At 70.5% G+C, this 12,525-nt stretch carries 11 protein-coding genes; 3 read left to right on the top strand and 8 right to left on the bottom strand.

Features of this window, described 5'->3' with window-relative positions; genetic code table 11:
* Positions 1–789, top strand: coding sequence for an ABC transporter permease (locus E0493_RS14275; protein WP_160937727.1), 789 nt, complete (start codon positions 1–3; stop codon positions 787–789).
* A 17-nt stretch (positions 790–806) separates the two neighbouring features.
* Positions 807–2,117, top strand: coding sequence for an NtaA/DmoA family FMN-dependent monooxygenase (locus E0493_RS14270; RefSeq protein WP_160937725.1), 1,311 nt, complete (start codon positions 807–809; stop codon positions 2,115–2,117).
* Between the two features lie 54 nt (positions 2,118–2,171).
* Here the strand turns inward: E0493_RS14270 and E0493_RS14265 are convergent, their stop codons facing one another.
* The 6 genes from E0493_RS14265 to E0493_RS14240 form a co-directional block, all read right to left on the bottom strand.
* A complete protein-coding gene (locus E0493_RS14265; protein WP_160937724.1) occupies positions 2,172–2,354 on the bottom strand; it encodes a hypothetical protein in 183 nt (60 codons plus the stop codon).
* Positions 2,355–2,431: 77 nt separating this feature from the next.
* Positions 2,432–3,166, bottom strand: a complete 735-nt coding sequence (locus E0493_RS14260; RefSeq protein WP_160937723.1) for an ABC transporter ATP-binding protein — start codon at positions 3,164–3,166, stop codon at positions 2,432–2,434.
* Positions 3,163–4,005, bottom strand: coding sequence for an ABC transporter ATP-binding protein (locus tag E0493_RS14255; protein ID WP_160937722.1), 843 nt, complete (start codon positions 4,003–4,005; stop codon positions 3,163–3,165). Before E0493_RS14255 ends, E0493_RS14260 begins: the two co-directional genes overlap by 4 nt.
* Before the next feature lie 88 nt (positions 4,006–4,093).
* Positions 4,094–4,993 (bottom strand): nickel transporter permease, encoded by a 900-nt coding sequence (nikC, locus tag E0493_RS14250; RefSeq protein WP_160937720.1) that lies wholly within the window; start codon positions 4,991–4,993, stop codon positions 4,094–4,096.
* 16 nt (positions 4,994–5,009) lie between these two features.
* Complete coding sequence (locus E0493_RS14245; RefSeq protein WP_160937719.1) at positions 5,010–6,101, bottom strand: ABC transporter permease; 1,092 nt, start codon at positions 6,099–6,101, stop codon at positions 5,010–5,012.
* On the bottom strand, positions 6,098–7,726 hold the full coding sequence (locus E0493_RS14240; protein ID WP_160937717.1) for an ABC transporter substrate-binding protein: 1,629 nt from the start codon (positions 7,724–7,726) through the stop codon (positions 6,098–6,100). Before E0493_RS14240 ends, E0493_RS14245 begins: the two co-directional genes overlap by 4 nt.
* 171 nt (positions 7,727–7,897) lie before the next feature.
* On the opposite strand from E0493_RS14240, the gene E0493_RS14235 reads away from it, so the two are divergent.
* Entirely contained in the window at positions 7,898–8,566 is a 669-nt protein-coding gene (locus E0493_RS14235; protein ID WP_160937715.1) for a phosphoribosyltransferase, read from the top strand.
* 94 nt (positions 8,567–8,660) lie between these two features.
* On the opposite strand, the gene E0493_RS14230 is transcribed toward E0493_RS14235, so the two are convergent.
* Positions 8,661–10,820 carry an amylo-alpha-1,6-glucosidase gene (locus E0493_RS14230; protein ID WP_160937713.1) on the bottom strand — a complete coding sequence of 720 codons (2,160 nt, stop codon included), beginning with the start codon at positions 10,818–10,820 and terminating at the stop codon, positions 8,661–8,663.
* Positions 10,821–10,999: 179 nt separating this feature from the next.
* Entirely contained in the window at positions 11,000–12,226 is a 1,227-nt protein-coding gene (locus E0493_RS14225) for a histidine kinase dimerization/phosphoacceptor domain -containing protein (RefSeq protein WP_160937711.1), read from the bottom strand.
* Between the last annotated feature and the right edge of the window lie 299 nt (positions 12,227–12,525).

Here is a 12,525-nt window from a genome sequence, read left to right as displayed (position 1 = left end):
ATGGGCGGATACCGGCCGGGCTGGCTGAACTCCACCATCGCCTGGGCGACGGCGCTCTTCCTGCTCCTGCCTGTCGCCGTGGTGGTGCCCGTCTCCTTCACCGACCAGCGCTTCCTCTCCCTGCCGAAGCATGCGCTCTCCCTGCAGCACTATGCCGCGCTGTTCGGCAGCCCCGCCTGGCGCGAGGCCATCCTGCAATCCTTCGCCATCGCCCTCGCCTCCACGGCGCTGGCGGTGGTGGCGGGCACGCTCTGCGCCATCGGCTGCTGGCGCATCGGCCGGCGCAGCACCGAGCTGGTGCGGGCGCTGATGCTGCTGCCGATCATCATTCCCACCATCGTCTATGCCGTCGGCCTCTACCGCGCCTTCGCCATCGCCGGGCTGCTGGACCACTTCCTCGGCGTGGTGCTGGCGCATGGCGTCACCGGCATCCCCTACGTGGTGGTCACCGTCTCCACGGCGCTCGCCGCCTTCGACGGGCGGCTGGAGCAGGCGGCGCGCGGCATGGGCGCCTCGCTCGGCCAGGTGCTGCGCTGGGTGATCCTGCCGCGCATCATGCCCGGCATCGTCTCCGGCGCCATCTTCGCCTTCATCCATTCCTGGGACGAGCTGGTGATCGTGCTGTTCATCGCCTCCCGCAACGTCTTCACCCTGCCGCGCAAGATCTGGGACGGCATCAACGAGAACCTCGATCCTACCATGGCCGCCGTCGCCGTGCTGCTGGTGGTGGCGACGGTGCTGCTGCTGCTGATGGACCTCACCCTGCGGCGCCGCCGCGACGAACACTGACGGAAGGAAGCCGGCGCATGGCCGACAAGCGGTTCCACCTCGGATGGTTCCTCCAGGGCTCCAGCGTGCAGTCCTGGGGCGAGCCCTGGACCGGCACGATCGGCCAGGACTGGATGGTGCCGGAACTGTTCATCGACATGGCGCGCGCGCTGGAGCGCGCCTGCTTCGACTACGTGCTGATCGAGGATTCCTCCTATGTCGGCGAGAGCTTCGGCGGCTCGCGCGACGTCTACCTCAGGAACGCCATCGCCGTGCCGCGGCAGGACCCTTCCGTGGTGGCCACCCTGCTGGCGCGCGAGACGCGGCAGATCGGCATCGTGCCCACCTTCGCCACCTTCGCCTATCCGCCTTACCTCCTGGCGCGGCTGGTGGCGACGCTGGACCAGGTCTCCTCCGGCCGCATCGGCTGGAACGCCGTCACCGGCAGTTCCGACTTCGCCGCCCGCAACTTCGGCCTGGACGGCCTGCCCGAGCACGACACCCGCTACGACATGGCGGACGAGTACATGCAGGTGGTGAACGGCCTCTGGGGCTCCTGGGAACCGGGCGCCCTCCTCGCCGATACCGAAAGCGGCATCCTGGTGGATCCCGCCAAGGTGCACGCCGTCAACCACGAGGGCCGCTACTTCCGCTCGCGCGGGCCGCTGAACTCCGGCCCCTGCGTGCAGGGCCGCCCCGTCATCGCCCAGGCAGGAGGCTCGCCGCGCGGCCGCGCCTTCGCCGCGCAGCATGCCGACACCATCGTGGCCAGCATCAAGGGCACCGAGGGGATGAAGGCCTACCGGGACGACATCCGCGCCCGCATGGCCGCCGCCGGCCGCGACCCTGACAGTTGCAAGGTGCTGTTCCTGATCTCTCCCATCATCGGCGAGACAGAGGAGGAGGCCTGGGCGCGTAGGCGGCGGCGCGACGCCTACAACGCGGAGAACCTGCACCTCCGCATGGCGCATCTCAGCAAGATCACCAACATCGACTTCGCCGCCCTGCCGCTGGACGAGCCGCTCGGCAGGCTCACCACCAACGGCCACCAGCAGAGCCTGGACGAGTTCCTGCGCAAGGCGGGCAACCGCACCCTGCGCGAGGCCATGGGCCTCTACAACAACACCGGCTCGGTGGAGCTGATCGGCACGCCGGAGCAGATCGCCGGGCGCATGGGCGAGGCGATGGAGGCCGTCGGCGGCGACGGCTTCCTCTTCTCGCTGCCCGATGTCAGCCGCCGCACGGTGGCCGAGGTGGCGGACGGGCTGGTGCCGGCCCTCCAGCGCCGCGGGCTGATGCGGAAGAGCTACGAGCACGCGCTCTTCCGCGACAACCTGCTCGCCTTCTGAAGCAAGAAGGCCGGGGGAAGGAATTCCCCCGGACCCCATCTTCCTTTTGTCAGTTCAACGCGGGGCGAAGGTGAGCAGCGCCAGGGTGCCGAGCACGGCGGCCTTGATCTCGGCGTCCGGCAGCATGTCGCGCCCGGGGAAGACGTCGATCCCGAGCTTGCGCTTGGCGACATAGAGGCCCAGCAGCGCCACCGCGCAAACCCCGCTTCCCATCACCGCCGTCATCACGCGCCGCATCGCCATCATCCTCAGCCGCCAGACTGGCAGAAAAAAGAAAGGGGTCTGGGGGAATTCATTTCCCCAGCCTTTCTATCTCACGCTTCCAGCTCATGCGACAGCGCAATCAGGTCCTGCGTGTGCGAATGCCGGGCCTCGCCGGCGCGCAACTGCGCCTCGGTCAGCACCTCGACGATCCGCCCGCCCTGCATCACCGCCAGCCGCTCGCAGAGATGCGCGACCACGGCCAGGTTGTGCGAGACCAGGATGCAGGTGAGCTGCCGCGCCTCCCGCAGGTCGGCCAGCAGGTTCAGCACCTCTGCCTGCACGGAGACGTCGAGCGCGCTGGTCGGCTCGTCGAGCAGCAGAACCGAGGGGTCGGCCACCAGCGCGCGGGCGATCGCCACGCGCTGCCGCTGCCCGCCCGAAAGCTGGTGCGGATAGCGGAAGCGGGCCGCGCGCGGCAGCGCCACCTCCTCCAGCGCCCGGACGATGCGCGCCTCGGCATCGGGGATGCCGTGCACCTCCAGCGGCTCGGAGAGGATGCGGTCCACCGTCTGGCGCGGGTGCAGCGAGCCGTAGGGGTCCTGGAAAACCATCTGCACGGCCTTGAAGAAGGCGCGGTCCCGCCTGTGGCCCAGCGTCTTCCCCGCGACGGTGAGGGTGCCGTTCCAGTCCGCGTTCAGCCCGGCGATGGTGCGCAGCACAGTGGACTTGCCCGAGCCGCTTTCTCCCACCAGCCCGAAGGTTTCCCCCGCCGCGACGTTGAAGGAAACGTCGCGCACCACGTGGTTGCTGCCGAAATGGACGTTGAGATGCTCGACGCCGATCATGCGCGCGGCTCCAGCCAGGAGGCGTCGCGGCTCAGCGTGGGCAGGCGCGCACGCTTGTGGCTCAGGCTCGGCATGCATTCCAGCAGCCCGCGCGTGTAGGCGTGCCGGGCGCGGTGCAGGTCGCGCGCCGGCAGTTCCTCCATCACCTGGCCGGCATACATGACTACCACCCGGTCGCAGAAGCGGCTGACCAGCGGCAGGTCGTGGCTGATCAGCATCAGCCCCATGCCGCGTGCCGAGACCAGGTCCTCGATCAGCTTCAGGATCTCCGCCTGCACGCTGGCATCCAGCGCGCTGGTCGGCTCGTCGGCGATCAGCAGGTCCGGGTTCGGCGCCAGCATCATGGCGATCATCACGCGCTGGCCCATGCCGCCCGAGACCTCGTGCGGGTAGGATTCCAGCACGCGCTGCGGGTCGCGGATGCGCACCTGTTCCAACAACGCCAGCGCCGCCTCGCGCGCCTCCCGCTTCCCGCCCTTCTGATGCGCCAGCCAGGCCTCGGAAATCTGCCGGCCGACGGTCATCACCGGGTTCAGGCTGAACTTCGGGTCCTGCATGATCAGCCCGATGCGGCCGCCGCGCAGGTCGCGCATCTGCCGCTCAGAGGCGTTCAGGACGTCGATGCCGTCGAAGCGCAGCGCGCCGGCGCGGACGCGGGCGGCCTCCGGCAGCAGGCGCATCAGCGCGCGGCCCGTCACCGACTTGCCGGAGCCGCTTTCGCCGACGATGCCGAGCTTCTCGCGGCCCAGGCTGAAGGAGATGCCGCGCACGGCCTGCGTGAAGCCCGTCGGCGTGGGGAAGTCCACGCGCAGGTCACGGATCTCGACGAGGTTGCTCATGCCTGTTGCTCCCGCTGGGGAAGGCGCCGCCTTCCCCAGACCTCTTCCGCCTGGGTGACAGTGTCGCCCCGGGCCCCGCCATTCATGCTCATCGCTGCTTCGGGTCCAGCACGTCGCGCAGGCCGTCGCCCAGCAGGTTGAAGGCCAGCGAGGCGGTGAAGATCGCGATGCCCGGGATCACCGGCACCCACCACTGCTCCAGGATGAAGCGCCGCGCCGTCGCGATCATCGTGCCCCACTCGGGAATCGGCGGCTGCGCGCCGAGGCCGAGGAAGCCCAGCCCAGCCGCCGTCAGGATGATCGAGGACATGTCGAGCGTCACCCGCACCGTCAGCGAGGGCAGGCACATCGGCGTCACATGCCGCCAGATGATCCGCCAGGGCGAGGCGCCCGTCATCCGCACCGCGGCGATGTAGTCGGTGTTGCGGATGGTCAGCGTCTCCGCCCGCGCCAGCCGCGCATAGGGCGGCCAGGCGGTCAGCGCGATGGCGATCACCGCGCTCTCCACGCCCGGCTTCATCGCGGCGACGAAGGCCAGCGCCAGGATCAGCCGCGGGAAGGCCAGGAACACGTCGGTGACGCGCATCAGCAGCCGGTCCAGCAGCCCGCCGGCATAGCCCGCGACGCAGCCGACGATCAGCCCGAGCGGCGCCACCAGCACCACCACGGCCACCACCATGCCGAGCGTCACCCGCCCGCCATAGAGCAGGCGCGACCACACGTCGCGGCCGAGCTCGTCCGTGCCGAGCCAGTGCTCGGCGGAAGGCGGCTGCAGCCGGTTGCCCAGCTCCTGCACGCCGGGGTCATGCGTCGCCAGCAGCGGCGCGGCGATCGCCAGGATCAGCATGACGACCACCACCGCCAGCCCCGCCACCGCCAGCGGGTTGCGGCGGAAGGCCAGCCAGAGCTGGTAGCGCCGGCCCCACTTGGCCTGCGAGCGGGAAGCCGGCGTGTCGGTCAGCAGCCAGTCGCGCGTGGATGCGGACATGCTCACTTCGCCCTCCTTATTTCACGCGGGGATCGAGCAGCCGGTAGAGCAGGTCCGACAGCAGGTTCAGCACGACATAGATGAGGCCCACCACCAGCGTCGCCCCGAGCACCGCGTTCATGTCGGCGTTCAGCAGCGAGACGGTGAGATACTGCCCGAGGCCCGGCCAGGAGAAGATCGTCTCCGTCAGCACCGCGCCCTCCAGCAGCCCCGCATAGGACATCGCCAGCACGGTGACGAGCGGCACGGCGGTGTTGCGGAAGGCATGTCCCCAGATGATGCGGCGGCGCGAAAGGCCCTTGGCGCGGGCGGTGGTGACGTATTCGCTGCGCAGCTCGCCCAGCATGAAGGCGCGCGTCATCCGCGCGATATAGGCCAGCGAGAACATCGCCAGCACCGCGGCCGGCTGCGCGAGATGCGCCAGCGCGTCCTGGAAGGCGCCCCAGTCGCCGGCGAGCGCGGCGTCGAGCGTCAGGATGCCGGTCCGCTCGTCCACCATGCCCTCGAAATAGATGCTCTGCCGCCCCGGGCCCGGTGCCCAGCCGAGCCGGGCGTAGAACAGCAGCAGCGAAACCAGCCCGAGCACGAAGACCGGCAGCGAGTGCCCGGCGAGGCAGAACAGCCGCACCGCCTGGTCCACCCACTTGCCCTGCCTGGTCGCCGCCAGCACGCCGAGAGGCACGCCGATCACCACGGCGATGACCATGGCCACGGTGGCCAGCTCGAAGGTGGCGGGGAAGAAGCGGGCGATGTCCTGGGTCACGGGGTTGGAGGTCATCACCGAGCGGCCGAGATCGCCGCTGACGATGTGCTCCAGGTAGCGCCAGAACTGCACGTAGAGCGGCTGGTCCAGCCCGAGCTCCAGCCGGGTGCGCTCCACCACGTCCTGCGGCGCGCGGTCGCCGACGATCGCCAGCACCGGGTCGATCGGCACCACGCGGCCGATGAAGAAGGTGACGAGCACGAGGCCGAACAGCGTGATCGGGATGCTGGCCAGCGTGGCCGAGACGGCCTGGAAGCGCAGGCGGAAGGCGGAGGGGCGTCGGCGCCCCCCCGCAGGCTGCCCCCCCGGCGGCTGGTCCGCCGGGGAAGTGGTGCTGTCGCTCATGCCTTGGTGATGTTGGTGTAGGAGTGCCGGTCGTTCATCGGGCCCATGTCGAAGCCCGTCACCCCGGCGCGCGAGACCGCGACCTCGATCTCCTGCAGCATGATGACGAAGGGCGAGACCTTCTGGTGGTCGCGCTGCAGGTCCTCGTACATCTGCGTGCGCTTCTCGGAGTCGGTCTCCTCGCGCGCGGCGATGGCGCGGGCGGAAAGCTCGGGGATTTCCCAGCTCGCCCGCCAGGCGATGGTGCGGTTCTTGGCGTTGTCGCTGTTGTCGAGGTTGATCGAATAGGCCTCGGCATTGCTGTTCGGGTCGAAATAGTCGCTGCCCCAGCGCAGCATGGCGATGTCGTGCTGCCGCGCGCGGGTCTTGGTGATCACGGCGCGCATCTCGCCCGGCAGCATGCTCAGCCGGATGCCGATGGCGGCGAGGTTGGCCTGCACCGCCTGGGCGATGTCGGAGCTCGGCGCGGCCGAGGCATAGTCGAAGCTGACCTCGAAGCCATTGGGCAGGCCGGCCTTGGCCAGCAGCGCCTTGGCCTCGGCGATGTTCTGCTTGAAGGGCAGGTCGGTCACCGCGCCCGGCAGGCCGGCCGGCAGGAAGGCCTGGTGCACGGCATAGGTGGTGGGCACGATGTTCTTCTGGATGCCCTCGTAGTCCAGCGCCAGCTTGATCGCCTGCCGCACCTCGGGCTTGGCCAGGTTCGGGTTCTTCTGGTTCAGGCTCAGATACATCAGGCTCGCCTTGCGGGCCGACTGCACGCTGAACTTCGGGTCGCTCTGCACCTGCTTGATCTGGTCGGCCACCAGGTTGCGGGCGATGTCCACGTCGCCCTTCTGCAGGCCGAGCAGCTGCGCCGAGGGATCGGCCATGTGGCGCATGATGATGCGCCTGACCTTCGGCGCCGCGTCGCTGTGCGGGTTGGCCTCCAGCACCACGCTCTCGCTCGCCTTCCACTGGCGCACGGCGAAGCTGCCGGAGCCGGCCGAGTTCTGCTTCAGCCAGCCGTTGCCCCAGTCGTCACCCCCCTTGTCGTCCTTCTGGGCGTGGGACATGACGGTGGCCTTCTCGACCACCGAGCCCACCGCCGCCGAGAGGCAGTAGAGCAGGAAGGAGAGCGAGGTCGGCTCGGCGGTGGTCAGCACCAGCGTCTTCGGCCCGGTGGCGCGGATGCGCTCGGCCGCGTTGTCCTTGGTGAAGCCGAACTGGTTGATGATGAAGGCCGGCGGCTTGTTCATCGCCACCGCGCGGGTCAGCGAGAAGGCCACGTCCTCCGCCGTCACCGGCTTGCCGGAGGCGAACTTCGGCCCGTCCTTCAGGGTGAAGGTGAAGGTCTTGTTGTCGCCGGAGGCTTCCCATTTCTCCGCCAGCTCGCCCTCGATCTTGGAGGGGTCGGAGTTCGGCGTCGTCACCAGCTTCTGGTAGACGTTCCCGGCGATCTCGGAGGCCGTGTACTCGAAGGCCTCCTGCGGGTCCAGGCTGATGATGTCGTCGATCTGCTTCGCGAAGACCAGCACGTTGGGCGGGGTCTGGGCGGCCGCGCCGGGGGCCAGCAGGCCAGTGGGCAGGCCGGCGGGCAGGGTGGCGGCCGCTGCGGAAGCAAGCAGCATCGAACGGCGTGTGAGCATGGTGAAGGACCTCCTGAACCCTGTTTATGTAGCGCGCCGCGCCCCCGCTGCGCCATGCCCTGCGCAGGGCGGGCCGATCCATCCGCCGCGGATTTCCCCGCGGGTTTCCCCGCTGATTTCCCCGCGAATTTCCCTCTGGCACGACGCGGCCGGCCATGCCATCCGGCAGGCATGGAATATTGGCAGGACTTCGAGGCCGCCACGGCCGGAACAGCCTTCGGCGCCAGCTACCCGGCCCCCATGCCGGACGGGCGCGCGCTGCGCCTGCCGCTGCGCGACTACGGTGCCATCGCGGTGACCGGCTTCATCGCCAACCAGGCCGCCTTTCCCGTGTTGCGGGCGCTCTGCGGCTGGATGGCCGCCGCCGCCCGCCCCCTGGGCGCGGAGGTGGTGGTCGGGCTGCCCACCCTGGGCCACGTGTTCGGCGGCCCGGTGGCCGAGGCGCTCGGCCATTCCAACTGGGTCGCCCCGGGCTACTCGCGCAAGAGCTGGTACGACCCCGCCTATTCCGTGCCCACCGTTTCCTCCACCTCGCCGGACGCGCGGCGCATCTGGCTCGATCCCCGCCTGCTGCCGCGACTCGCCGGGCGGCGCGTGCTGCTGGTGGATGACGTGATCAGCACCGGCAGCTCGGCCCTGGCGGGGCTGGCGCTGCTGGCTGCGGTGGGGGTACAGCCGGTCGGCCTCTGCGTCGCGCTGGCGCAGGGCGACCGCTGGCGCGCCACCTGGCCGGCCGGGATTCCGGTCGCCGCCGCCTTCGCCACGCCGCTTTTCCGGCCCGGCGAGCAAGGCTGGGTGCCCGATCCGGCGAGCCGGCCGCGGGATCTGCTCCTGCCCTGAGGGAACCGGCGGCGAGGCGCTCCGCCAACCCGCGGCCGTTGACCGGGCGGGCTCGCGAAGGCCGCCCGGGAAAGCGCCTCCCCCGCCCCTTCCATCACCCGGCGTGCAGCGCCACGCTCAGGTCGCCGCTCTGCCGCAGCACCTCCAGGCGCGCCCTGTCGCCGTCGCGGTGCACCCGCAGGTCGAACTGGCCCTCGCCAAGCCGCAGCCGGCGCAACGTCACTGAGGGCAGGAAGTCCGGCAGCACCGGGCTTTCCAGCACCACCCTGCCCTGCTCGGGCGAGAAGCGCAGGCCAAGGCATGCGCGCAGCAGGGCAAAGGGCGTGCTCGCCGCCCAGGCCTGCGGGGAACACGCCACGGGGTAGAGCGTCGGCCCTTGCCCGTGCCGGCGAGGAAAGCCGCAGAACAGCTCGGGCAGGCGCCGCGCGGGATCGAAGCTGGCCGCTTGGAACAGCGCGGTCAGCAGCCGGGCGGCGGCATGGCCCAGACCGTAGCGGGCGAAGCCCTCGGCGATCATGGCGTTGTCGTGCGGCCAGACCGAGCCGTTGTGGTAGCTCATCGGGTTGAAGCGCGCCTCGCCCGCCGCCAGGGTGCGGATGCCCCAGCCGCAGAAGGAGGAGGGCTGCAGCAGGGTGTGCGCCACGCGCTCCGCCCGCTGCGGCAGGGCGATGCCGGCGAACAGCGCATGCCCGGCATTGGAGCTGCGCACCCGGCAGGGATCCTTGTTGCCATCCAGCGCCAGGACGTAGGTGCCCAGCGATTCGTCCCAGAAGGCGGCATCGAAGGCGACCTGCAGCGCGGCGGCACGCTCCTCCAGCCGCTGCGCCCGGCCCGGCTCGCCGAGCCGCGCCGCGATGCGGGCGGCGGCGCGCCAGGCCGCATAAACATAGCCCTGCATCTCAACCAGGGCGATCGGCCCTTCCGCGGTGCGGCCGTCGGCATGCGAGATCGAGTCGTGGCTGTCCTTCCAGCCCTGGTTCAGCAGCCCGTTCGGGGTCTTGCGGAGATACTCGACGAAGCCGTCGCCGTCCTCGTCGCCATAGGTGTCGATCCAGCCGAGCGCCGCCTCGATGTTCGGCCACAGCTCGCGCAGCGTCGCGACGTCGCCGGTGCGGTCGAGATAGGCGCCGGCCAGCATGATGAAGAGCGGCGTCGAGTCGATGCTGCCGTAGTAGTGGCGGAAGGGCACCTCGCCCAGCACCGCCATCTCGCCCTGGCGGGTCTCGTGCAGGATCTTGCCGGGCTCGGCATCGGTGTTCGGGTCCACCGCGGTGGCCTGGTGGGCGGCCAGGAAGCGCAGCACGCCGCGCGCCAGCCGAGGCGCGAGCCACAATGTCTGCCAGGCGGTGATCAGCGCGTCCCGCCCGAAGGCGGTGCTGTACCAGGGCACGCCGGCATAGGGGTAGGGCCCCTGCGGCGTGTGCGTCACCAGCATGGCGAGGTCGGCTCCCGCGCGGCGCAGCATCTCGTCGAACACGGCATGGCCGCTCTCGATCTCCACCGCCTCGGCGCGCAACTGCCGCAGCGCCTGGCGCGAGCTTCGCAGCGAGGCGCCGAAGGCGTCGCGCGGCCGCTCCGTGACGGCCGCGTCGCAGCGGATGGTGAGGAACAGCACCTGCCGGCCGCCTGGTGGCAGCTCGACCTCGTGCACGGCGCGCTGCGCCTCCAGATGGTTCGGCGCCGGCTCGAAGCGCAGCACCGTCTTGCGGCGCCGCGCGTCCAGCCCGGTATAGGCCAGGGTCACGCTGCTCGTGGAGAAGTCGGCGCGGTGATACTGCCCGCGCTGCGCCCGCTTGCGACCGCGCACCTCGAAGAGATCGGCGAAGTCGGCGGCGAAATGGGTTTCCAGCCGCAGGCGGTGCGCGCGGTCGTCGTAGTTGCGGACCGCCAGCCGCTCGTAGCAGGTGTCGCCGCACAGGAAGCGGGTCCGGCGCAGGTGCAGCCGGCCGCGCGGCAGCGGCTCCCTGCCTTCCTCCTCCCACTGCGGCGGATTGGTCAGGTCGCTGGTCAGCTCGGTGTTGTCGTCGAGCAGGCTGGCGCTGAGCAGTTGCGGCGCGGCGCCGTTCAGCCGGATGCAGAGAAAGGAAAGATGCCGGGTGTCCCTGTGGTAGAGGCCCTGCGACTCTCCCGCGAAGTCGCCTGCCGCGTTGAACACCGCGAAGCTTTCGCCATGCTTCAGGGTGAGGGTGCGGCCTGGCTGGGTGGCGGCGGTTTCCGCCTCCTCGGCGAGTGGCTGGGCAATGGGGCTGTCCATGCGGCGAAAGCTTCCCCTCACTGGCGGAGTATGATGCAGGCGCGGTGGCCGGACCGGGCCGGAGCGAGAGGCGCATCGCCTGCCGCTCCGGCACGCCCTGCTTATCCCATGGCCCTGATGAGAGGATCCTTCAAGGGCGTCCCAGCCGCCACCCCCGCGTTAAATCCGCGCGGGACGCTTCACCCGGGAGGCGGAAGATCCAGCACGATGCTGACCTCGGTGGGCGGGCCGCAGCGCACCTGGGCCGCCTCGCCGCCGGCGATGAGGCGAATCAGCCCGAAGCCCGACTCGTGTCCGGCATCGCTGGCCGCCCGCAGCAGGCGCTCCGAGCCCGGCCCCTCGTCCCGCACCGCGAGCCGGAAGCGGTGAAGCCCCGGCTCGCCGCGCAGCTCCAGCGTGACGTTCCCCTGGCCGTGGCGCATGGCGTTGGCCAGCAGTTCCCAGGCGGCAACGGCGAGGCGGGGTGCATCCAATGCGCTCACCGTCAGGTCGTCGCCCGCATGCAGGCGCACCTGCCGGCCGCTGCCCTGCCAGAGCCGCCCGAAGGGCCCGAGCAGGCCCTCCAGGCAGGCACGCGCGCCGAGCCGCCCGGCGCCGGGCTGGCGCTGCAGCAGCGCGTGGATCTCGGCCACCGCCTGGATGCGCCCTGCGGCGGCATTGAGCCGGGCCGCGCAGGCGTCCTCCTGTTCCGGCAGGGCCTGCAGGCAAAGCATGTCGCTGACCATCTGCAGCCCGTTGCGGACGCGGTGGTCCATCTCATGGATCGTGTGCGCCTGGCTGCGCAGCCGCGCCGCCTGCTCGCGCAGCGCCTGCTCGGCCTGGGCGAGGCGCTGCCTGTCCCCCTCCGGCCCCCGCGCCGCCTCGCGCCCGGCCATCAGCATGTCGGCCAGGGTTTGCAGCCGCGCCCGTTGGTGCGGTGCGAAGCCCTGCGGCTCGGGCGAAAGAACGGCCAGCACGCCCTGCTGCCGCCCCTGGTGGTCGCACAGCGGCGCCGCAGCGTAGAAACGGATCCTGGCCGGGCCGGTCACCAGGGAGTGCTGTGCCAGCCAGGCTTCCCTCCGGGCATCCTCCACCACGCAGGGACCGCTGCGCCGGGCCAGCATCTGCCAATCGGCCCAACCCACCGTGGCGGCGGCATCGAGCCCGTGCTGCACCACCGCCGGGTCCAGCGGGGCGCCGGCGAAGCAGGCCATCGCCGCCGGGGTTCCGAAGGCGGCAAGCGCCAGGTCCACGATGCGTTCCGTGGCCCGCCCGAAGGGCGTCGCATGCGTCATGCGCCACAAGCCGCCCGCCGCAGCGCCGGCTGGCGAGGCCAGGGCACTCCCCACCAGGGAAGCCTTCGGCGCGCCGGGCATGTCCAACAGGAAGGAGGCATGCTCCCTTTCCTGCCGCATCATCCGTCCCATGGCCGCGCACTCCCCGCCATGCCTGCGCCAACCGCCAACGCCCCTGGGCGCTGACCAAAGGGCGAGCCTTGCGCGCCATAGTTCTGGCAGCGACCGGGCAGAGCAACCGAAAGCTTTGTGTGCGGCGCAGGAACACGGTCACAAGGCGCTGAAAAGGCTATAGCGGCATCGCAGGCCCCGCGGCCGCGCCGCTGAAACACTTGCATTCATAAATCAGCAAGACTGTTCCCGCTTAGATTGCTATCACGCGCCGGTGATATCGCTTTGCCGTGAACGCCGGATGCCGCGGAAGGAACCAA

The organism is Teichococcus coralli, assembly GCF_009829925.1.
Lineage (GTDB): Bacteria > Pseudomonadota > Alphaproteobacteria > Acetobacterales > Acetobacteraceae > Pseudoroseomonas > Pseudoroseomonas coralli.
Note: the sequence above shows the minus strand (reverse complement) of the source record. Positions and strands in the feature narration are given on the sequence as shown.

What these genes read in the sequence shown, in the direction of transcription:
- E0493_RS14275 (WP_160937727.1), top strand. Translation starts at nt 1, where the DNA reads ATGGGCGGATACCGGCCGGGCTGGCTGAACTCCACCATCGCCTGGGCG.
- E0493_RS14270 (WP_160937725.1), top strand. Translation starts at nt 807, where the DNA reads ATGGCCGACAAGCGGTTCCACCTCGGATGGTTCCTCCAGGGCTCCAGC.
- E0493_RS14265 (WP_160937724.1), bottom strand. Translation starts at nt 2,354, where the DNA reads ATGCGGCGCGTGATGACGGCGGTGATGGGAAGCGGGGTTTGCGCGGTG.
- E0493_RS14260 (WP_160937723.1), bottom strand. Translation starts at nt 3,166, where the DNA reads ATGATCGGCGTCGAGCATCTCAACGTCCATTTCGGCAGCAACCACGTG.
- E0493_RS14255 (WP_160937722.1), bottom strand. Translation starts at nt 4,005, where the DNA reads ATGAGCAACCTCGTCGAGATCCGTGACCTGCGCGTGGACTTCCCCACG.
- nikC (WP_160937720.1), bottom strand. Translation starts at nt 4,993, where the DNA reads ATGTCCGCATCCACGCGCGACTGGCTGCTGACCGACACGCCGGCTTCC.
- E0493_RS14245 (WP_160937719.1), bottom strand. Translation starts at nt 6,101, where the DNA reads ATGAGCGACAGCACCACTTCCCCGGCGGACCAGCCGCCGGGGGGGCAG.
- E0493_RS14240 (WP_160937717.1), bottom strand. Translation starts at nt 7,726, where the DNA reads ATGCTCACACGCCGTTCGATGCTGCTTGCTTCCGCAGCGGCCGCCACC.
- E0493_RS14235 (WP_160937715.1), top strand. Translation starts at nt 7,898, where the DNA reads ATGGAATATTGGCAGGACTTCGAGGCCGCCACGGCCGGAACAGCCTTC.
- E0493_RS14230 (WP_160937713.1), bottom strand. Translation starts at nt 10,820, where the DNA reads ATGGACAGCCCCATTGCCCAGCCACTCGCCGAGGAGGCGGAAACCGCC.
- E0493_RS14225 (WP_160937711.1), bottom strand. Translation starts at nt 12,226, where the DNA reads ATGGGACGGATGATGCGGCAGGAAAGGGAGCATGCCTCCTTCCTGTTG.